Source organism: Halalkalibacter kiskunsagensis, assembly GCF_037027555.1.
Taxonomy (GTDB): Bacteria; Bacillota; Bacilli; order Bacillales; family Bacillaceae_D; genus Halalkalibacter; species Halalkalibacter kiskunsagensis.
In genome coordinates, this window is sequence record NZ_JAXBLX010000002.1 from 178723 (window position 1) to 200256 (window position 21534).

The 21534-nt window shown below is 38.1% G+C and carries 18 protein-coding genes; 1 reads left to right on the forward strand and 17 read right to left on the reverse strand.

What is annotated here, in order from left to right:
* Positions 1-25 precede the first annotated feature (25 nt).
* From SLH51_RS02065 to uraD, 4 genes are all read right to left on the reverse strand, one after another.
* Positions 26-1345 carry a Zn-dependent hydrolase gene (locus SLH51_RS02065; protein WP_335958721.1) on the reverse strand — a complete coding sequence of 440 codons (1320 nt, stop codon included), beginning with the start codon at positions 1343-1345 and terminating at the stop codon, positions 26-28.
* A 236-nt stretch (positions 1346-1581) separates the two neighbouring features.
* On the reverse strand, positions 1582-2607 hold the full coding sequence (locus SLH51_RS02070; protein WP_335958722.1) for an ABC transporter substrate-binding protein: 1026 nt from the start codon (positions 2605-2607) through the stop codon (positions 1582-1584).
* A 53-nt stretch (positions 2608-2660) separates the two neighbouring features.
* Positions 2661-3017, reverse strand: coding sequence for a hydroxyisourate hydrolase (gene uraH, locus SLH51_RS02075; RefSeq protein WP_335958723.1), 357 nt, complete (start codon positions 3015-3017; stop codon positions 2661-2663).
* A gap of 84 nt (positions 3018-3101) precedes the next feature.
* Entirely contained in the window at positions 3102-3623 is a 522-nt protein-coding gene (gene uraD, locus SLH51_RS02080) for a 2-oxo-4-hydroxy-4-carboxy-5-ureidoimidazoline decarboxylase (RefSeq protein WP_335958724.1), read from the reverse strand.
* Between the two features lie 508 nt (positions 3624-4131).
* Between uraD and SLH51_RS02085 the strand changes: the two genes are divergently transcribed.
* The gene (locus tag SLH51_RS02085; protein ID WP_335958725.1) at positions 4132-5805 is read left to right on the forward strand and encodes a PucR family transcriptional regulator; all 1674 of its coding nucleotides are present in this window, start codon (positions 4132-4134) and stop codon (positions 5803-5805) included.
* 87 nt (positions 5806-5892) lie between these two features.
* Here the strand turns inward: SLH51_RS02085 and SLH51_RS02090 are convergent, their stop codons facing one another.
* From SLH51_RS02090 to SLH51_RS02150, 13 genes are all read right to left on the reverse strand, one after another.
* Positions 5893-6519: a nucleotidyltransferase family protein gene (locus tag SLH51_RS02090; protein WP_335958727.1), complete on the reverse strand. Its 627-nt coding sequence runs from the start codon at positions 6517-6519 to the stop codon at positions 5893-5895.
* Positions 6509-7612 (reverse strand): XdhC family protein, encoded by a 1104-nt coding sequence (locus SLH51_RS02095; RefSeq protein ID WP_335958728.1) that lies wholly within the window; start codon positions 7610-7612, stop codon positions 6509-6511. Before SLH51_RS02095 ends, SLH51_RS02090 begins: the two co-directional genes overlap by 11 nt.
* Before the next feature lie 38 nt (positions 7613-7650).
* Positions 7651-8160, reverse strand: a complete 510-nt coding sequence (locus tag SLH51_RS02100; RefSeq protein ID WP_335958729.1) for a (2Fe-2S)-binding protein — start codon at positions 8158-8160, stop codon at positions 7651-7653.
* Positions 8161-8259: 99 nt separating this feature from the next.
* Positions 8260-10545, reverse strand: a complete 2286-nt coding sequence (gene pucD, locus SLH51_RS02105; RefSeq protein WP_335958730.1) for a xanthine dehydrogenase subunit D — start codon at positions 10543-10545, stop codon at positions 8260-8262.
* Complete coding sequence (locus SLH51_RS02110) at positions 10529-11437, reverse strand: FAD binding domain-containing protein (RefSeq protein WP_335958732.1); 909 nt, start codon at positions 11435-11437, stop codon at positions 10529-10531. The genes pucD and SLH51_RS02110 overlap by 17 nt, the downstream gene beginning before the upstream one ends.
* 730 nt (positions 11438-12167) lie before the next feature.
* Complete coding sequence (gene mutM / locus SLH51_RS02115) at positions 12168-12977, reverse strand: bifunctional DNA-formamidopyrimidine glycosylase/DNA-(apurinic or apyrimidinic site) lyase (protein WP_335958733.1); 810 nt, start codon at positions 12975-12977, stop codon at positions 12168-12170.
* Positions 12978-13068: 91 nt separating this feature from the next.
* Positions 13069-14598 (reverse strand): spore germination protein, encoded by a 1530-nt coding sequence (locus SLH51_RS02120; RefSeq protein ID WP_335958735.1) that lies wholly within the window; start codon positions 14596-14598, stop codon positions 13069-13071.
* A 9-nt stretch (positions 14599-14607) separates the two neighbouring features.
* Positions 14608-15813 (reverse strand): Ger(x)C family spore germination protein, encoded by a 1206-nt coding sequence (locus tag SLH51_RS02125; RefSeq protein ID WP_335958737.1) that lies wholly within the window; start codon positions 15811-15813, stop codon positions 14608-14610.
* Positions 15810-16943, reverse strand: coding sequence for a GerAB/ArcD/ProY family transporter (locus SLH51_RS02130; RefSeq protein WP_335958739.1), 1134 nt, complete (start codon positions 16941-16943; stop codon positions 15810-15812). Before SLH51_RS02130 ends, SLH51_RS02125 begins: the two co-directional genes overlap by 4 nt.
* 5 nt (positions 16944-16948) lie before the next feature.
* Positions 16949-17173, reverse strand: a complete 225-nt coding sequence (locus SLH51_RS02135) for a hypothetical protein (RefSeq protein WP_335958741.1) — start codon at positions 17171-17173, stop codon at positions 16949-16951.
* Positions 17174-17386: 213 nt separating this feature from the next.
* Complete coding sequence (locus tag SLH51_RS02140) at positions 17387-18838, reverse strand: sucrose-6-phosphate hydrolase (protein ID WP_335958742.1); 1452 nt, start codon at positions 18836-18838, stop codon at positions 17387-17389.
* 2 nt (positions 18839-18840) lie between these two features.
* Complete coding sequence (locus SLH51_RS02145; RefSeq protein WP_335958744.1) at positions 18841-19797, reverse strand: aminoimidazole riboside kinase; 957 nt, start codon at positions 19795-19797, stop codon at positions 18841-18843.
* A gap of 180 nt (positions 19798-19977) precedes the next feature.
* Positions 19978-21348 (reverse strand): sucrose-specific PTS transporter subunit IIBC, encoded by a 1371-nt coding sequence (locus SLH51_RS02150; protein WP_335958746.1) that lies wholly within the window; start codon positions 21346-21348, stop codon positions 19978-19980.
* Positions 21349-21534: the final 186 nt, after the last annotated feature.

Here is a 21534-nt window from a genome sequence, read left to right on the forward strand (position 1 = left end):
TCTACCCTCCCAATATTCAAAAACGTTATTTAGCTAATTTCACTAATGTATTTAATAATACTCGTGTACCAACAACACAATCGTCTTTTTCTGTCCATTCTTTCGGATTATGACTAATTCCATCTTTTGACCTGACAAAAATCATTCCCATATTTGTGATATTTGTCATCATCAACGAATCATGACCAGCCCCACATTGCAGTTTCATAGTTGGAACGCTTAACTCTAAGCACGACGCTTCAATTACATCAACAATTTCACTTGAACACGTGGCAGGATCGACTGCTTTTTTGATATCAACCTCTGCTTTAACTGATCTTTTAGTAGAAATGCTCGTAATTGCGTTTGTTACTTCATTGACCATGCTAGTCCGAAGTTCCTTATCAACATGTCTTAGGTCAACAGAGAATGCTACCTTTCCAGGAATAATATTCACGCCACCTGGTTCTACTTTCACTTTTCCTACTGTTCCTACCCCTTGATATTTTGTTGCAAGTCGTTCCACTTCTAGCATAACTTCTGCCATTGCAAGAGACGCATCTTTTCTCATGTTCATTGGTGTTGCCCCGGCATGATCCGGATGACCTGTTAACGTAACCTCTAACCAAACCGGACCTTGTATATCTGTCACTATTCCTACTGCTAATTCGTGTTCTTCAAGCACTTTTCCTTGTTCAATATGCAATTCAACATATGCTTTTAAGTCTTTGGATTGTCTAATCGCTTGTTTATAAAGAGAAGGATCAAAACCCGCTTGTTCAAATGCTTCACCGTACGTTATTCCATTTGCATCTTTCAGTTGGAAAGTTTTCTCGTCTAGATATCCACTCATACCTTTGCTTCCAATGTACCCTGTCCCAAACCGAGTCCCTTCTTCATCCGTAAAAGATACAACTTCTATTGAGTGGGTTAGTTCAATTCCAGATTCTTTTATCGACCGAATGGCTTCCACAGCACCTAACACTCCAAGAGCTCCATCAAACAGCCCTCCTTGGAGAACCGTATCAACATGAGAACCCGTCATTACAACTGGTGCATCAGGATTCGCCCCTTCTAACTTTCCAATAATGTTTCCTACCGAATCCACACGTACTTCTAAACCTGATTCTTTCATGACATCTATAACGTATTGTCTTCCCTTTAAATCTTCTAAACTAAGCGAAAGTCTTGTAACACCTTCTTCAGTTACATTCGAACCTGCGCCAATCTCTCCTAACTTCATAAGTGTATCCCATAATCTCTGTTGATTTATTTGATGTGTTGCGATCAAACTATTCACTCCTCCCTTTACTAACTCAGCCACTATTGTTTCTTCATTGTATGGTATATAACTACGATCAGTCATTAGTCACTTCATCCAATAATTATCGGTATTTTTATTCAAACTAACTAATCAAATAATTGATTTTTTACGATCAAAACAGGACTAATTGCTATAACTAGCTTTATCAATGGAAGAAAACATCCCTTACGTTTTTTTTTAAAAAGGGGATGTCTTACTAAAGGTTCGGCTATAACCTTCTTAAGACATCCCCAAATCAAAATGTACGAGCAATGACAATCATACCTACTCTTCTATTCTTAATTTGAAGGTAAAAATTCTGTTGTAAAAATATCATTAACTTCAAATTCATTTTCTAACAGTCCTAATTCTAAAAGCTGATCAATTAGTGTTTGCCAGCGCTCTTCAGACATATAACCAAAGCCATGTTCCGCCGCATCTCCACCATATACAAAATCCTCTTGAGCATTTGTTTCAAATTCTAAGTCTTCAAGAGCAAGGTCAGGATTGGCCTTATGAATAACTTCATTGATTTCATCTGGTGAATCTTTATAGAAATTCCAACCTTCTACAAAAGAGGTTACAAACTTTTGCACTGTTTCTTTGTTATCTTCAACATAGTCCTTACTCGCAAACAACACGACATTATAAGGGTCAAATCCAGATTCAGACACCAGCATTGTTTCTGTTGCAACCCCTTCTTTATTCAAGAAAAATGGCTCTGATGTAACAAACGCTTGGCTAACAGATTCAAGATCTTCAATGAAATTGACATGCTGACCAGTATAACCCATTTCCGTAACACCACTTAAGTCATATTTACTCGTTAAATACTCCCAATAAGGGATTCCAGGTTGAATATACGCTGTTCTTCCGTTCATATCTTCAAAATCGTTAATTTCTTCACCTTCGTGGAACATTAACGCAGCTGGACTGTTTTGCATTGCTGCAGCTAATGTGACAAGTTCGATTCCCTCGTTTCTAGCAATGACGATTTGGTCAGCATGAGCTAAACCAAATTGAGCGTTTCCGGATGCAATAATTTGCATTGACGATACTTGCGGTCCGCCCGCTTCTATTTCTACATCTAAACCATGTTCAGCAAAAATCCCTTCTTCTTGAGCCGCATACACTCCACCATGCTGACTTTTTGGAAACCAGTTTAGCACGAGCTTAACTGCTTCAGAAGAAACGGAATCAGCCTCTCCTTCAATTGTACTTTCTCCAATTGAATCCTCTCCTCCACAAGCAGCAAGTAACATAACAACTAATACACTAACAACTAGCATTTTCATTTTGTTTAATCTCTTAAGCGTAATCATCATTTGACCCCTCTCACTTTATCTCTATTTTTCCTAGCGTTTCATTCCATACATATTTAACTACCACGATACGTACTGTACCCACCTGGTGCAATTAACAACGGAACATGATAATGTTCCCTTTCATTTGAAACGAGAAACTGAACAGGTACTACTTCTAGAAATTGTGGATCTTGATTTAAATTATTCTCACGATAATAATCGCCTACATGAAACTGTATTTGATACGTCCCCACTTGCATTTCATTATCTTCTAACAATGGCTTTGTCACTCGACCATCATCATTTGTTCTAGACTCTTTCACTTTTTCTAACTGATTGGTTTCTTTCATTCTCCACAGTTCAATCACAACATTCACAGCAGGCCTACCAGTACTTATGTCCAATACATGAGTTGTTATTTTCCCTGACACTAAGACCCCCTCCTTTCTTCCTATAACTTTACAAATTGCTATAATAAGAGATTGTTTAACGTTAGTAAACAATCTCTCTACATCCTATTTTGTGCTCATATTCTCATCTACTATCATATCAACAAGCCTAAACCTTGCAATTTTCTCAACTTGGCTAAGAGCAGTCTTAAACTCTTTTTCATACTGATTATTTATTCTTGTTTTCATGCTTTCTTTAATTGAATGTTTATCTTGACCTTTTACGGCCATGATAAAAGGGAAATCAAACTTCTCAATATACTTTTTATTTAGTAAGGAAAATTCGCGATACTCCTCTTCAGAAAGTTGACTTAATCCAGCGTTTTGCTGTTCATGTTTTGATGACTCTGAAACTTCCAACCTTGTCCCTAAATCTGGATGTGCTCTAAGTAAGGATAGCTTTAAAGACATATCAGCATTTGTCATTTCCTCAATCATCTTTTCATACATTTGATCAAGACTTGAGAATGGATGATGCCCAAAAGCGCTTTTTGCAACCCACGGTGAATGCTCAAACACAACTCCAACTGAATGCATAAATTCCTGTTCTGTCATCTTATTTACTTGTTCCATCGAGTAATTTATCATGAAACACCCACCTCATTTATTTTCATTTTTCAGCAACTTTGCTACTTAGTTATAGCCATATCATAAATTGTTACAATGATTCAGTCATTGTTCGCAGTAAACAAATGAAAAAACGTTTTTTGTACACTTCAACCAAACCGCAGTCGCATTAATAGATTGCACTCAGGAAACCTATGAATCTACTTATAATAAATAACCGTTTAGAAAGCTAGTACTGCAATGCTTTTCACTCAAAGCTACTCCCTTCCACTTGTCCTTTGTCAAAAAAAAGTAAGATTGTCAGATAAAGTAACTGAGAATTAGTTAGGAAAAGGAACCTTTTCCATTATCAATGTGATAAAGTCAAACAAATATTCATTCAGATTCAATATTCGTCCATTGCTCTATTTTGTACGAAATGACTAACTAAGTGATAAAAGATGTGAGATTTTCTAACGATAAAGTATTAAAATCGTCAAATTTCTTGTACATTATTCACAATGATATAAATGTAAATAAGGAGGACAAAATGAGGTTAATAGACATTTTAAACCTGCCGACATTCAATGAGACAACCGTAGTTGCAGGCGAACAAGGATTAAATAAAACAGTTCAATCTGTCAACCTTATGGATGCTCCTGATATTATTCACTATTTAACCGGTGAACAACTGTTACTTACAACCGCATATTCGATAAAAAACAATCCAAATGCGCTTATTGAGTTAGTAACACAAATGGCAAAACAAGGTTGTGCGGGACTTGGGTTAAAGACAAAGAGATTTATTGAGGAAATTCCAAATGAAGTAATTGAAATTGCAAACGAACTACATTTTCCAATTATCGAAATCCCTTTAAATTACTCTTTAGGTGAGATGCTAAATGAGGCATTGGGATGCATTTTAAAAGAACGAACGCATGAATTAAATTACGCCCTTAATATCCACCGTGAATTTACCGATATCGTTGTTTCAGGTGGCGGCTTCTCAAACATCATCGAAAGTTTAGCATCCATATTAGACCTTCCAGTTATTCTATTAAATTATCGTTTAGATATTATGGCTTACTCTCATGATATCGACAAAGAAGCGTTCTTCGATATTTATTGGTATATTCACGAGAGAATTCATCAAGAAAACCTTGATACATACAAGGTTTTAACCCTCCCAAAAAAAGATACAAATAGTGAATTTACAGAGTTCTCCATTTATCCAATTAGTACAACAAATCAACAAAAAGGCTATATTATTATTTTTGGAAGTACGTTATCAAATGAATCTTCCTTTACACTTGCCATTGAGCAAGCTGCAAATGTCATTTCATTTGAATTTATGAAGCTCCATGCACTTGAACAACATTCTAGAAGATTAAAAAATGAATTCTTCGCTGATCTTGTTGATGGTGCCATTCCAAATGAGGAAGAAATTATTAATCGAGGACGGACGTACCATTTAAATAAGTCACTTCAATACATTTGTATCACATGTAAAATGGATGATTCGTCTGACTTTTACCAAGATTCGTATCCTCTTCAAACCGAAAAAGAAATTAGTTTAAGAAGAGATCGAATTTATGAACTAATCGAATCTATCCTAACAAAACGATTTGAAAATTGTATCGTTTTCACGAAAGGAGATCTCTTTACAACCTTACTCGGTTTTGATTTTTATAACGATGAAATCGAAAAAACAGTATTAGATTCCATTAACGAACTTCAGTCAGACCTGTTTCAAGCTCTTGATTCCTCTATGTCATTCGGGATTAGCAACTATACTGAAAACTTGAAAGATATTCCGACATCCTTTCAAGAAGCAGTTGATGCTTTGCGCGCTGGCTATAGGGAGAACAAAAAGCGATTTATAAAAACATATCGAATCAAAGAACTGGCAGAGATCTTTAAAACGATTCCATCACAAAAGCTTAAAGAGTTCTATAAATCAACATTACGTGATTTAGCCTATCCGAAAGATAAAGATAAAGAAGATCTAGTCCAAACTCTGACTGTATTTTTAAACAACAATTGTCAAATATCAGAAACAGCTAAAATTTTATTTATTCACCGAAACACGGTCATTTATCGTATTAAAAAATGCGAAGAAATACTCGGAATTGAGCTAAAAGGTGCCGACGAAACATTAACACTTAGAATCGCCCTTTTCATCCGCTCATTTTTTAATAACCGCATTGAAAAACAGAACATCTAGGTTCTTATGGAGCATTGTTCTATTAGAATGACTCTAGACAAAGATAAATGAGGAACATACCAATAAACAATGCCACTATCTACCTCATCATAGAGGAGTGGCATTGTTTTTCATTAAAGCCTTTTGATAATCTGCCGGCGTATCAATATCAACAAGGATATTTGGATCATTAACTGGTAAGTGGTGTTTTTTTACTGAGCTAAGTAACCCTCTTCCTCCTTTATCACCTGATAGCGTAGATATATCTAACTTTTTAATATTCCCCCAATATAAAGGATGACCAGGTTTATTTTCATAGAAAGGCCTAATAACAAATGGACACGTCAAGCGTTTCTCTTTACCATTCCCTTCTTCAAATACTGACTGAATCGTCTTTGGCTTTATAAACGGCTGGTCGCCTAAGAAGAGCATTGCTTGGGAAAACGTAGGTTCAATGGTTTTCATAGCGATCGTAAACGATGTACTCTGCCCAAGCTGATACTTATCATTAATAATCCACCTACAGCGCGAAGAGGGAAGTGAAATATGTTCCATAATTTCATCTGCATTATGCCCAATGACAACGAATACTTGTTCAAAGGACTGTGCTAGAACGTGCTTAATCACATATTCTAGCAGGTACATTTGCTTAAATGGTAGCAGTTGTTTAGCTGTACCCATACGTGTCGAAGTCCCAGCCGCCAGAATAACTGCACAAATATCCTTATTTTTCAAAAAATCCTCCCTCTTGTCTATACAGTAGAGCATTCTTTTTTCTTTTTTTGTTCCATGCACGTTTGTAATTCCTCGCCTTAATCAACTCACTGATAATACTGATACTAATTTCCTCCGCTCCTTCAGCATCAATATCAATTCCAACTGGAGAGCGAATCCACTCTGGAATTTTATTCGGATGCAACAAACTCTCGGTTCTTCTTTTAGGCCCTAGTATTCCTAAATATTTAGGTGGGTTATTTATGAAATACGAAGCGATAAATTGATCACGGATGAAGCTATGAGTCATAATGAGAACATAACTATTATTTTTAATAGAGTTCTCGTTTAAAAAGGTCTCAGGGTGTTCTGTAACTAGTAAACTTGCTTGAGGAAAATTGAAAGCATTACACCTGCTATCTCTCGGATCAATGACAATTGTACAATAATCAAACTCAGCGGCTCTTCTTACGATCGGTTCTACATCTGGACCAGCTCCAAAAATATAAAGTCTATCGTTTGATTCATGTAGCTCGAATATGAAATGAGTTTTCAATTCAACATTGAATTGGTACTCAAACACGCGATGATCTTGATAGAATTGTTCAACATCGTCACGTAATACTTCCTCAAATTCAGGTGAACAACTAATCTTCCTTCCATTCGTTGTAAAAAATAAGCGTGCACCTTCCAGTTCACCGCCAACACCTCTTACAGATATAATTGAATCTCCTTGATCAAACTTAGCCAAAACCTGATGCCATAATGAAGCACCAGCATGGTCCTTCTCTTGCCAATAAAAAGGTTCTACCAATACTTTAATTTTTCCATTACACCCCGCTCCCTGCCCCCAACCAAGATCATCTTCTGATTGCAAATCATACGTTAGTGTTTTCGACTTTTTTTCTTTGATTACATTCATTGCATGGATTTGCAGATCCTCTTCCAAACATCCACCGCTAATTAACCCAAACTGCTCATAATTTTCCATAAACAGCATCTTTGCGCCTTCATGGCGGTATGCCGACCCTTCCACCTCGATAACAGTCGCTAAAGCGCATATACTCTGAGGATGCTTGTTTATCATTCTAAGATATTTATATAATTCTTTCATCACATACCTCTCCTTTAGCGGCGCATTCAGATAATCTCTTACAAATTCCCGTCAGAGCTTAGTCTTTTAAGCACACGATAAATTCCACCATACCCGGTACATCTACATAAATTACCTGATAATCCTTCTTTGAGCTCTTCGAACGTTGCATGAGGATGTTTATTTAACAGGGCTTTTAATGAAACGACCATCCCTGGAGTACAATAGCCACATTGGAATCCCCCTTCTTCTAAGAAGGCCTGTTGGATAGGATCGACCGCCTCCCCTTGACTAATTCCTTCTATTGTTTCTATTTTCTTGCCCTCACATTGGTAAGCCATAGTTAAACATGAATTCTGCTGTTTTCCATCAACCATAACCATGCATGCTCCGCATCTGCCAATCTCACAAGAAATCTTCGTACCTGTTAAATCCAAATCAGTTCTAATAATATCAACAAGACGTCTTGACGGATTCACATTTAGATTTACTGCTTTTCCATTCAACTCAAAAGACAGATTGTAATCAGCGGCATCTTCGGTTTTAATTGGTTTTACTTTATGGCTCATTCGCTCCCCCTCCTTCTTACTATTTATCTACTAGTATCCTTAATCTTATCTCCCACTCATAAATCAGCGTATTCCCCTTTATTTCATTTAGAAAAGAGACTATACTCTTTTCTTCTCAAAGGTTTGCACTTGTTGCAAAAGCAGTTCTGGCTTAAGTGGCAATTCCGTGACCCAAACTCCCGTTGCTTGCTTAATCGCGGAAACAATGGCTGGAGCTAAAGCCACCGACCCCACTTCTCCAACTCCGCGAGGACCAAATGAATCCCCTTCTGGAAGTTCGTCAATCGCTTTTACACAATGAGCTTCAGGTACGTCAAAAATAGTTGGAATCAAATACGTATCTAAATTTTTTGTCACATATTTACTTGAACTCATCACGGCATCTTCTGTAAGAGTAAATCCAAGCGCCATAACACTACCGCCTTCAATTTGACCTAAATAACCCATTGGATTTATTACCGGTCCAGCCGCTACCGTATGATCAATTCTCTTTGCAATGACCATTCCCGTTAATAAATTGACTTCCACCTCACAAATAACGGAAGTACTTGTATATAGGTAATGTCCGCCCATAATCGGATCAGGTGTAACAGGATAATGAAATTCCGTTGTACATTCGAAGTCATGATTTCCACTTACTAGCTGTTTATAGGTTATGACTTGTTTTAATGACTCTTCCTCATCAGAGGTTTTAGTCCATATTCCCCCTATGCCTGTTTGTAACTGTCCCTTCGGATATCCGGTTACCTGACTCGTTTTCGTAAATAATGCTTCTAGAAATGGTACCTTCAGTCGATTTAGTGATTGCCATACCATGTTCGTCGTTCTCGACGCCGTGGAAGAACCACTTGGCGGGACAAGATCGGTATCGCCGATAATGATCTGAATATCCTCTTTGCTACATTGGAAATGATCTAATAACAAAATTTCTAGCGTTCCAATAAGTCCTTGACCGAATTCTTCATGACCAAAAGCAACTTCAATTTTCCCCTCTTTATTTAATCTGATCGTTCCGCCAGCATGATCAGGAATTCCGTACCCTAAACCGGATCCGTGCATTGCAATAGACACTCCAATTCCACGCTTAATCCATGGTTTAGTTGATTCTATAATTCCTGTTGCTCTTTTTTCCCAAAGTGGTGATTGTTTTATGCCTTCCCATACTTGTTTTGGGCCATTTGTTGGGACAATTCGTTGCCCCATTGGACCAAGATCATCGATTTTCCGTAAATTTCTCTTTCGTAATTCCCAAGAATCGATCTTCATTTTTTCTGCAAGTCGGTCGATCTGACCTTCTAATGCAAAAATGACTTGATTGCCCCCAAAGCCCCTGAACTCACCTGACACACCATTATTCGTATAAACCGCCTTGCCTTTTACATCAACATGAGGGATACGATAAGGTCCGAGGGCATGTTCAGTTGCAAAGTTTAATACAGGCCCGCCGAGTGTCGAGTACGCACCCGTATCAGAAAGAATCGTAACTTGATGAGCCAGAAGCTCACCTTCAGCATTCATACCGGTTTTCATCGTCACTTTCATCGGATGTCGTTTTAATCCTGCTACGACAGACTCCCATCTTGAATAGTGCATTTTAACTGGCTGCCCACAGGAAAGGGATAGCAATGCACCATAAGGCTGAACATTTAGCTCATCCTTTCCACCGAAAGATCCTCCAATAGGACTTGAAATGACTCGAATCCTTTCCTCATCCATATTTAAAATACGAGACAATTGCATTCGATCTTTATATCCATGTTGTGTTGGAGCATATACAGTTAACCTACCATCTTCACTCGGTACAAAGATTCCTCCTTCGGTTTCAAGGTACGTATGCATTTGGCGCGGAGTCAAATACGTTTCACATACAACAAACTCACATTGTCCGAATCCGACATCAAGGTCGCCTCGAGAATAATTAGTTTGGTGAAGGATATTGCCATCTTTGTGTAACAACGGCGCCCCTTCTTTTAAAGAAGCTTCTGGAGTATCGAGTACTGGCAAATCCTCATACTCGACTTGAATTAATTCTAGAGCTTTTGCTGCTACCTCTTCCGATATAGCAGCAACTGCCGCTACAGCATCTCCTTCAAAACGAACAACATCCTTACAAAAAACTGGTTGATCAGGAGTACTAATGCCAAATCCATTTAATCCAGGAATATCATGATGAGTTAAAACAGCTACTACTCCGGGATATTCAAGTGCTGCTTGAGAATCTATGGAGAGGATTCTCGCATGCGCTACGTTACTTCTTAACACTCTTCCATATATCATGTTTGGAAACTTGATATCAGTTAGATACCTTAGTCTACCTGTTACTTTCTCTTCTCCGTCAGGCCTCATTTTCCAGTTACCACCACTTGAATTACGATCCAGCCACATTTGTTACACCTCCCAGATGATTCTTTTCCCATCTGTCAAACAACTCACTCACTAATAGATTCGCTACAACTGTTTTTTTATACTCAGCAGAAGCAAACGCATCGGTTGTTGCTTCAAACTCTGTTGTAATTGACTTATAAATGCTTTTAAAAAGCTCAGTTGAACCACTTCGATTGCAGGTCGCTAATTCTGTTGCTGACAGCCGTGCCGGTACGGGACCTCCGCCTGCCGCGAGCAAAACACTTCCAAACAACCCGTTATTATCGACTGTTCCCTTGCCAGCTACAGTGACTAGTGAAGCCGTAAACGTTTCTCTCCTTCCGACTTTTATAAAAAAAGAAAAATCGTCTTGCGCCTCAACTTCAATTGTGAGACCAACTAACATTCGATTATCCCTTTTAAACTGATTTGCTTGTAACGTAATGAGCCATTGCTCCAATGGTTCTGTTTCAATCGTTTGACCATTAAACCATCGTAATTTTGCCTCATATATAAGAAAAACAGGAATCGTATCTCCTGCCGCAGTGTAAATATTCCCACCAATTGTTGCTTGGTTACGAATAGAAGGAGCAGCAATACGACGACAAGCTTTCACAAGAGAAGGGAGATATGTCTGCATCAGTTCACTTTCAATACAGTTTGCCAAAGTAACTTGTGCACCTATGACAATTTCCCTTTTCCCAAAAGCTAACTGCTCCGTCACTTCCTGCATTTCAGCTATCTTTTCCAAGCTTATAAGATTAGTAGACATTTCTCGTAAATTTGCCTCCCATTGTGTACGCAACCATGTTCCACCTGATACAAGGCAGTATTCCCCTATTCCAATATGATTCTGAATTTCCCATGCCTCTTTTAAATTGGTAGGACTCCAAATCTTCTGTGCTGTCAACATTTCCTAAACACCTCTTTCTCTAAATCACTCACTAAAGAAGTTGAATGTCACACTACGTTCACCGTAAACGAAATATTCCCATAATTTAAATGATAAGATGAGGTATTCACAGAGTCATTATTCACACTACCTAAAAATGAATTCTCAGATTGTGAAATTGAACTAAAAAAAGAATAGGAACAGCTAACCAAAACAGCAATGTTCAAAAATGAATGCCCTCCAAGCAATGTACGGAGCCATTGCAATGGTTTAAAAAGCCTTCTATGAGTGGGAAAGCGCACAACGTGTGGAGCCATTTCCGCTTCCTCGATGGACTTTTTCAGTGCCCTCTGATTTTTACCTTTTTCAATGCTGCATACTTGCCTTCTTTTCACTTTTTACGAAAGGGTGATCGCCACGTTGCTACATTGTCACATTTCATGACTAACATTTTTTTGAAGTAATAATATTCACATTAACCACCATGTTTTTTCGTGTTTCTTTCTGTTTAAAACAGTTAAAATACCTAAGATGATTTAGTATTCTTTTATCTATTTTGTACGATTTGACTAACTCAAACACTTAATTTGGAAGATAAGCTGACAGGAAATTTCTCTTTAAATGAACAGTAATTGTCCGTATGCAAGTAGAGAAGTAATAAGAATAAGTTCGAAGATGCGGAGCGAAGTGATAAATAGTTTCCATTTCAAGAAAAACAGCGAAGATTTTAATACTCTTCACTGTTGCTCGGTTATTTTTGACACTGCTTACAGTAAAATGACTTCCTCGACGAAATTACATCTTTTATGATGACACCACCACATCGCGGACAGGGCAATCCTTCACGCTCATACACATAGCAATGGTTCGAATAGTTACCTGTTAGTTGATCTTTTTTATGAACAGGTACATCCATATACCCACCGAGACGAATTCCTCTTTGTAAAATTGTGTGAATGGCTTTAAATAACTGCTTTATTTCTTCATCTGTTAATTCATTCGCTTTTCTAATTTGCAAAACTTGAGCCTCAAAACAAATTTCATCTGAATATAAATTTCCAATACCAGCTAGAAATTTTTGATTTACTAACGTTGTTTTTAACATGCCTCTTCTTTTGGCGATAAGCTCTTGAAATAAATTTTCTTTAAATGTTGGTTCTAGTGGTTCTGGACCAAGATCACTAAACGCTTCTTGTACTTGCTCTTCTGTGACCAAGTGCAAATACCCTAAACGTAACCCGATAAAAAACAACTTCATCGCACCTAATGAAAGCGTCACTTGCTTCGTGCGATCGATTTCACCTTCCTCATCCGCTACATACATTAATCCACCTAACATAAGATGTAGCAATAAACTTTTGCCTGAATCAAGCTTAAATAGTAGGTGCTTTGCTCGACGTTCAATTGCCATAATCGTTCTGCCTTGAACTTCTGTTGTAAATTGTGTGACAGGAACATTAATCGTCTTTTCCCTTGTTACAATAACTTCACTAACAGACTTCCCTACTACCTTTTCACTTAAAAGGAGCTTATAATTTTCCATTTCCGGTAGTTCTGGCACACGATTCACCCTATCCTATAAAAGTTCAAGCTTGTATTGATCATTTGGTTTCATTTGTAAACAAACGTTTGTTTAAAGAAACCTACACATTTCACATATTCTTTTTCTTTTGATCCAATGTACGGGGTTCTGATGGACGGTTTTTCAGAAGGATAAGTGGAGCACGAATCATAAGATCAAGCCATTCTCCAAATTTATATGGGGCAAACGGCGCTGTATAGTAACTCCCGAAGCTCCTTAATCCAACTAAATGAATATTAATTAGAATATATGTTATGACAATCCCGAACAAACCAAATATAGCCGCCGAAATCATAACTAAAAAGCGTAGTAGTCGAAACGTAATGCTGACATTATAAGCCGGGATAGCAAAGGATGCGATTGCTGTAATAGCGACGACAATGACCATAACAGGACTTACGATTCCAGCACGAACGGCTGCATCACCGATAACGAGACCTCCTACAATCCCGATTGTTTGTCCAATTGGCCGAGGCAATCGAATACCTGCTTCTCGTAATAACTCAAACGTGATTTCCATTAAAAAGGCCTCGATAAAACCAGGAAACGGTACACCTTCTCGCGTGCCAGCAATAGAAAGCGCAAAAACTGTTGGAATCATTCCTTGATGATAAGAAACCATTGCAATGTAGAGACCAGGTAAAAACACAGCCATAAAGGCAGCTAAATAACGAAGCATTCGAGTGAAGGAACTAATATGCCAACGGTCGTAATTATCTTCAGTTGCTTTCATTAAATCACTAAACGTTATCGGAGCCATTAAAATAAACGGCGTTCCATCTAAGACAACAACCACTTTCCCACTGCTTAAAGCATTAATCGTTTTATCCGGTCTCTCCGTTCTTAATATCTGCGGGAACGGAGAAAGCACATTTTCTTCAATGTATTGCTCAATCACCCCTGTTTCCATCGTAATGTCTTCATCAAGACAAGAAAGTCTGTATCGTATTTCCTCTACAAGATCCATGTTCGTAATCCCTTTTACATAAACAAGAGCAAAATCAGTTTTAGACCGACGCCCTAACTGGCCAAATTGCACTGTCAAGTTTGGATCGCGTAACCGTCTACGGATTAACATGACATTCGTATGGAGAACTTCATTAAATCCATCACGCGGTCCCCGAACAATAACTTCACTTTCAGGCTCCTCAATACCTCGTTGATTAAATTGCCTTGTCTCAAATAAAACTAGCTTATCTATTCCATCAATAACAAGAAGAGTTTCGCCAGACATAAGATTCAAAATGGCTTCATCAAACGTTTGTTTAACAGATAACTCAATGAAAGTAACAACTTCTGTCAATAGATGCTCTAACAATTGATCAGTTGAAAACTCTTGATTCGTCTCAGCAAAATAGATGAGCGGCTTAATAATTCGATCCTCAATACCTGAATCAAAGGCAAGTCCATCAACAAAGTATAAACTAGCTTTTAAATTAGCGCCGATTTTAAAATTTCGTTGAACGATATCATCACTTTCACCAACAATGTCTTGAATCGTCTGGTTCATGACTGAAAGATCTTTTGAAATCTCAAGCTTAAATTCATCAGCCTTCCGTACCTTCTGTTCATTTAACCTTTTTAATAGCCTTCTATACATACCCTCACCTTATTTCTGTTCTAACTGTTCAATTGTCATATGATGACGTATTTTTACTTTTGCCTCTACATGAATCTCCGCTTGCGAAAAAGCTCCCCCATTTCCGTCCCAATGATCTTTTATCTCCTGCCAATAAGAATAATTATTGATTTTTACTTGTTCATGAAGTTTAAAAATGTCTGTATGAAATTCTGTTTGCATCTTCTCAATCACTTTATTCGCCTGACGTTCAATTTCTTTTGCAACCGCTTCTTCAAGCTTTCGAATTGTTTCTTGCGAGTCAAGATCTATGCTCTCAATCCAGTTATCAACAAAAAAGCCCTCTGTTTTAATCGTTATATCGAAAACATCTTTCCCTTCTTCATGTTTATAACGAATCTGATTATCCGCACTATCCGTCTCATAGACAAAAGGTGACTGCTCACTTCCGTAGAAAGCTTCTACTATTTCATTTTCTATTTCACTTGTTACCCAACCATATCCTTGAACGTCATACTCCCCAAGCCAGCCAACCATTTTATTTTCTTTTCCAAGAAAAACCGCCGCGCCCGCTACATTAAATTCTTCCGTTTGAACAATTCGCGGGACAATATAACTTTGATCACTAATGATATTATTTATTAATTCACCAATAAACTTTTGTGGCGGAGTTTTATGACTTCTACCCGCGTTGTCGCTTATCATATTGATTGATAACGCTGGCGTTGTTTCTAAAGGCAACTTATTTTCTAAAATTTCATACCCCTTCCCTTCTGATATAAGGACAAGAACATCCCGTCTCATTTCATGATCTCTGATAAATAGATCGATAAGATGTTTAATGATTCCTTCTCGAGCTAATTCCTCGTTAATAATAACTACTTTTAAATGTTGACTGTTCATCTTACGACTTCTCCTAGCGGCAAAATTACGGGAATTTTTAAAACTAGTCATACCAGCCGAACGAATGTTAAAAAAAGGAACTCCACCAGAACCACCTTCTTCTCCTCCTCCTTCAATTTGACCGGGAATAACCACGTGATTTGTCAATTGGAACATTCCTTTTGGAACAGGTCTACCGGTTTCTCTTTCATACTTTTCTATTACTTCTTCATCATCCAACGGGTCTAAAGCCGTAGCTAAAACAAAGCCTATTTCCTCAATTTCTGTTATATCCCAACATCCAGGTAAAATGAATAGACAAACGAGAAGAAGCGTTACAACCTTACCTTTCATTTGGCTATCTCCTTACTTTGTTGCTGATTCCTATTCTTTCTAGACCTAATCCAAACTGTTAGAAAACCGCTAATCAATCCTAAGAAAATGAGAGCTGCGCCAGTATAACCGACTAAACCGCCTAATAGAAATACTTCATCTAAATTGTTTGGTATAAAGGCAATTATATAAGCAAAAAAGGTAACAACTGCAGGAATCCACATTCCTTTGGATGTTTTTAATAATTCATTTTTAATCGTTTGAACAGCAAGAAGATGGATGATCGCCATTGTATTAAAAATAGCCATGATCCAAATGGTGATCATTACTGGCTCAAATCGTTCAATTAATCCTTCTACTATTTCTACTTCTTGTGCTAACGCAACCGTCGGAAATACAATTACTTTCGCACCGTCAACAGATAAGACCGTATACGAGACAATAACAATGAGAAAGTACAAAAACGCTACAAAAGATATCCCAAGATTTAAAGGCAAAGCCCTTAAGTTGCTTGTCTTCATATAGGCAAGCCAAAAAAACAATAATTCTATTCCCAAAAAAGAAAATATAGTTGGTTCAAAGGCTGATAATAATGGTTGAAATCCCATTGGTAAAATTGGGCGAAGTTCATTAATTGTCATACTATCAATATTAAATAGGAGTAGAATCACATAGACAAAGATGATAAAAGGGATAAACATTAAATTTAAATGGACTACTCCTTGAACACCTTTTGTGACTGCATAGGTTGTTGTTAGCAGAATAATCGCAAGCGTGATTTCTGGTGGCGTTCGATCGAGCAAATACATGCGGACAATAACCGTAAGTATACGTGCTTCATAAGCTAAAAATGGGATAAAATAAAGGGCAAAACAGATAGCTAATAGTTTTGCGATCCATTTCCCAAACCCTGTTTCACCAATAAATTGTAAAAGGTTTTGTCCAGGAAAATTCTGTTGAAGGCGAACCATCAAGGAAACCAACGCCATTATAATCACACTACTCAAAAGAACTGAAATCCATCCATCTCCAGTATCCATCGCTTCAGCCAATGTACGTGGTAACGTTAACACCCCAATAGCAAGTAACATCGAAATTAACGTTAAAGACATTTCCAGAGGGGATATACGATACTGGTCTTGATTGGTCATGCGATTCACCCCTGCCCATTATTGGATTTATTATTATTTTGCTTGACGCTTTGCATAGTCTTGGTTCGTTGGCGCTGATTTTCTTCCTTCATCCAAGGAAGTTTCAAGATTTGATTTAACCACCTATTAACAAATTGTATAGTTAAGATAAGCAGTAATGTTGCCACACCAGTCCAAAATGTAAACTTGACAGGCAAGAAGCCGAATAATCGATCGATCAACTCTTCCATAGGTTCACCCACCTAATAAAGTTCTCTTCTTATTTAGCTTTCGCATAATCAAATAAATTATGTTTATTTTTATAAGATATTGGTAGAAATGGAGGAGTTATCATTGGAATGATTAAGTTGCTACAAAAGTGTTTTACAAGCACAAAAACCACTTTGGAGTATTGTTACATACTCCAAAGTGGTTTTCTTCAACTGTTGCCTTTACAGCAATGCTTAAAAGACTTTAGCCAGTTCCCATTTCTTGATTTTAAAGTTGCTCTTTTTTGATGCTTGGAATCGTATTGTTTCGTTATCCGGCGCTGGGTAAAAACGAGCAGTAAACGTTTCTTCGCCTCCATTAATAAAGATTTCAAGAGAAGATGTATCAATAAATAAATGTAAAGAGGATAATGTATCGAGTTGACATTGACGTTTTTCGACTACACCATCAACGTAACTTTGTCTTTCAAGCGTGAAGATTTTTTGTTCTTTTGAATACGCTATTCTAGCCGCTCCTCCGATTGAGAGATCGAAACAGCCGTCTGAAACAGCAATATCCTCTAAAATCAATTCAACAGCCTTTCCACTCACACCCTTAAGCTGTACGGATTCATTCTCCATTTCAACTTCATGTTCGATTGCGGCTCCTACTCTTAAATTCTCCATCTCTTGCACTGGTAGTTGAAAGATTTTCCCTTCGACAAGCTGCAATTCACGAGGGATGGTCATGTTATGTAACCATTGATGTTCAATCGTCGGATGGTCTTGTTCATCTTGGTCAGGGACACTCATCCACGCAAACAGTAATCTGCGCCCCGATTCGTCCTCCGTTGTTTGAGGAGCATAAAAGTCAAAGCCTCGATCTAACTCAACGAATTCACCATGTTCGTATGTACCTGCTTTTACATCAAATGTTCCAACTACATACCCAGCTTGATACACATTCTGATATTTCATTCCATCAGCCTCTAGTCCCTGAGGAGAGAAAATCAGTGCATCCAACCCGCTGAGGTAAAACAGATCGGGACACTCAAACATATAACCAAAATCAGCAAGTTTTCCTGTTCCTCCACCTGTTAAAATCCCAATATGTGTCCAATCAACTAAATTGTTTGAACGAAGCAGAGCAACAGCCCCTTTTAATTCTGTCGTTTGAGCTCCAACAACCATAAAATATTGACCGTCCTGCTTCCAAACTTTTGGGTCGCGAAAATGAGCGGTATATTGTGATGGTAATTCGACGACGGGTCCCTTTTTTTCAAATTGAAGGCCATCACTTGAAACAGCAAGACATTGATACGTCTTTCGGTCCCCATTCTCATCTTTCACGTTCCCCGTGTAATAAACATACATTTCCCCGTCATGTTCAATCGCGCTTCCTGAATAACAGCCATTTTTCTCATACCACTCAGAAGGGGTTAATGCAATTTCTTCATGCTTCCAATTCACTAAATCTGTTGATGAATAATGTCCCCAAAACTTTGCTCCATGCCCTGTTTTAAACGGCATCCACTGATAATAAAGATGATACGTTCCGTTCCATTGAATGAAGCCATTTGGATCATTTAATAATCCGACTGGAGGCATAATATGGTAATGCAAGCGATAAGGATCCTGATCGACTAATTTCTTCTGCTTTTCTATTTCATCATAAGCTTTGTTCCTTAGTTGTTCATCCTTATTCATGGTTATCCCCTACTTCCTAAAAGGTGTTTTCGCACTTCCTCAAGAGTAGGTAGTGCTGTCATCGCACCTTTTGTTGAAGCAGCTAACGCGCCCGACACCGCAGCAAACTTAGCCATTCGAACAGCCTCTTCAAGTGAAAGGGTCTTGATATTTCCTTCATATTCATGCAATGAATACAACATGCCTGAGACAAATGCATCTCCAGCACCGGTCGTATCAATCGCCTTTACCTTTAAAGCCGGCACATGTTTATGTCCCTCTGACGTAAAGACATAGCTCCCCTCTGCTCCTAGTGTAATAATCAGTAACGGAATACGATATTCCTTTAACTTTTCTACACCTTTTGTAATGTCTTTTTCCCCAGTAATAAATTCCAACTCTTCTTCTGATATCTTTAGAAAATCAGCATGAGCGAGCATAGATTTGATCGTTTCTTGTGCTTGCTCTTTTGAATCCCAAAGACTTAAGCGTAAATTCGGATCATAGGAAACAATCATTCCTTTTTCTTTCGCTACTTGCACGGCATGTTGCGTCGCTTCTTTTGCAGGGGAGCTAATCATTGAAATTGAGCCAAAATGCAAAACTTTATGATTCTCAAAATCATCCTCCACAATCTCGTTAGCTTCTAAAAAGCGATCTGCACTTGGATCTATGTAAAAGTCAAAGCTTCGCTCTCCGTCTTCTGCATTAGTAACAAAGACAACACCCGTCCGTACATCTGGCGTTAAGAGCATTCGATTCGTTTGTACTCCGTATTGCTTGAGTGTATCACGTAGGAATCTGCCTAATACGTCATCCCCAACCTTACCTGCAAACGTTGACTTAATCCCTAATTGAGCTAATCCAACAGCAACATTAGCCGGAGCTCCACCAGGACTTTTTTGATAGGACGTGTTGGTCTGATCCAATGGTATAAAATCAATTAGTGCTTCCCCTAAAGAAATAATTCCATTTTTCATTATCATGTTCCTCCCATGTCAGTTTCCTTCTATAATGATCCTTTCCTAAATAACAAAAAAAAATCATAAAACAAAGAGAGTATCTCTAGTAAGGTCTGTCCAATTTATATCTAATAGGAAGCAGATCCTTGGATAAGAGGTACCCTCTCCATTGTAATAGATCATCAATAGAAATCACACTTATTTTGTTTCTTCTTTCCAACCAAGTAGAAGAGTTGCAACAAAAGCACCTGTTACTGCGATAAGAAAACCAATTCCGTAGTTTATTGGGTCTTTCGCAATTGCAAACATCGGAATTCCTGTTAACCCAATCCCATTAGCCATTACTTGAGCAAACACAATATACGCTCCTCCAAGAGATCCTCCAATGGCAGCTCCAATAAACGGACGACGGTATTTCAAATTCACACCGAAGATGGCTGGTTCTGTAATTCCAAGGAAAGCAGAAACAGATGCAGGAAGAGCGATTCCTTTTGTTTTCTTATTTTTTGTTTTAAAGAATACAGCAAGCGTCGCTCCCCCTTGTGCTACATTCGCCATTGCCCAAATTGGCAATAGATAGTTCCCTCCGATTTGAGCAAGTAATTCTGCTTCAATCGCGTGAAAACTATGGTGAACCCCTGTTAATACAATCGTTGAATAAAGACCTCCAAAGATAAGTCCTGCAATCGGGCCAGCTGTGCCGTAAATGGCATCTAACGCTGTTGTAATCCCGTTGCCGAGTGCTCGTCCGAGTGGACCAATCACTAATAGAGCGAAGAAACCAGTTAAAATAACAGTTAAAAAAGGCGTTAATAGCAAGTCAACAACATTTGGAATCACTTTTCTTAGCCCTTTTTCAATTTTCGCCATAACATACACAGTTAACAAAACAGGAATAACTGTTCCCTGGTACCCTAGCATTTCCACACCAAACCCAAAAAAGTCTAATGTTGATGGTTCAGCATTCGATAAACCCCACGGATTAAGGAGCGCTGGATGTGTCATAATTCCACCGATAACAGCTCCTAAGTATGTGTTTGCACCAAACTCTCTCGCTGCACTATATCCAATTAAGATCGGCAGGATAATAAAGGCCGCTGATGAAAACATATCTAGCATGACAAAAAGGCCACTTTCTGGGTCAACCCAGTTATACGTATTCATCATTCCAAGTAGACCCATTAACATACCTGCTGCAACAATGGCAGGAATAATTGGAACAAATATGTTCGAAAGCGTACGAGCGAACCTTGCAAAAGGATTCATTTTTCTTTTAGCCGCATCACTATGAGAAGCTGGTGCCTTCTCTTCCTCTTCGGACACGCCAACAAGAGGACCAAAATCAGCAAATACTTTGTTTACCGTTCCTGTTCCAAATATAATTTGGAATTGACCTGAGCTAGAAAATGCTCCTTTTACCCCGTCTAATTCTTCAATCGCTTCTTTGTTAATTTGACCTTCATCTGAAATAACAAGACGAAGACGAGTCGCGCAATGTGTCGCACTAACGACGTTCTCTTTCCCACCTAGTAGTGAGACAAGTTGTTTAGCAACTTCACGATGGTTCATGATATTTCCCTCCTACAAACTTTATAATATAAAAAAGACCTAAAATATATAAAGTACACATAGGTAGTTCAAAGACGAACTACCTATGTCGCTTTATACATTTTAGGTCTTGCCTGCTTTACCAGTTACAATCCTACGATATAATGTTTTCATTGCTCTTATCTTACATGATGTAAACGTTACCGT

Bases quoted from the DNA above. Each gene is read 5' to 3' on its own strand.
- SLH51_RS02140 (WP_335958742.1), bottom strand. From the start codon at position 18,838: ATGAATAAGGATGAACAACTAAGGAACAAAGCTTATGATGAAATAGAA.
- SLH51_RS02085 (WP_335958725.1), top strand. From the start codon at position 4,132: ATGAGGTTAATAGACATTTTAAACCTGCCGACATTCAATGAGACAACC.
- uraD (WP_335958724.1), bottom strand. From the start codon at position 3,623: ATGATAAATTACTCGATGGAACAAGTAAATAAGATGACAGAACAGGAA.
- SLH51_RS02135 (WP_335958741.1), bottom strand. From the start codon at position 17,173: ATGGAAGAGTTGATCGATCGATTATTCGGCTTCTTGCCTGTCAAGTTT.
- SLH51_RS02120 (WP_335958735.1), bottom strand. From the start codon at position 14,598: ATGTATAGAAGGCTATTAAAAAGGTTAAATGAACAGAAGGTACGGAAG.
- SLH51_RS02070 (WP_335958722.1), bottom strand. From the start codon at position 2,607: ATGATGATTACGCTTAAGAGATTAAACAAAATGAAAATGCTAGTTGTT.
- SLH51_RS02125 (WP_335958737.1), bottom strand. From the start codon at position 15,813: ATGAAAGGTAAGGTTGTAACGCTTCTTCTCGTTTGTCTATTCATTTTA.
- SLH51_RS02100 (WP_335958729.1), bottom strand. From the start codon at position 8,160: ATGAGCCATAAAGTAAAACCAATTAAAACCGAAGATGCCGCTGATTAC.
- SLH51_RS02110 (WP_335958732.1), bottom strand. From the start codon at position 11,437: ATGTTGACAGCACAGAAGATTTGGAGTCCTACCAATTTAAAAGAGGCA.
- SLH51_RS02145 (WP_335958744.1), bottom strand. From the start codon at position 19,797: ATGAAAAATGGAATTATTTCTTTAGGGGAAGCACTAATTGATTTTATA.
- SLH51_RS02065 (WP_335958721.1), bottom strand. From the start codon at position 1,345: ATGACTGATCGTAGTTATATACCATACAATGAAGAAACAATAGTGGCT.
- SLH51_RS02095 (WP_335958728.1), bottom strand. From the start codon at position 7,612: ATGAAAGAATTATATAAATATCTTAGAATGATAAACAAGCATCCTCAG.
- SLH51_RS02150 (WP_335958746.1), bottom strand. From the start codon at position 21,348: ATGAACCATCGTGAAGTTGCTAAACAACTTGTCTCACTACTAGGTGGG.
- SLH51_RS02130 (WP_335958739.1), bottom strand. From the start codon at position 16,943: ATGACCAATCAAGACCAGTATCGTATATCCCCTCTGGAAATGTCTTTA.
- pucD (WP_335958730.1), bottom strand. From the start codon at position 10,545: ATGTGGCTGGATCGTAATTCAAGTGGTGGTAACTGGAAAATGAGGCCT.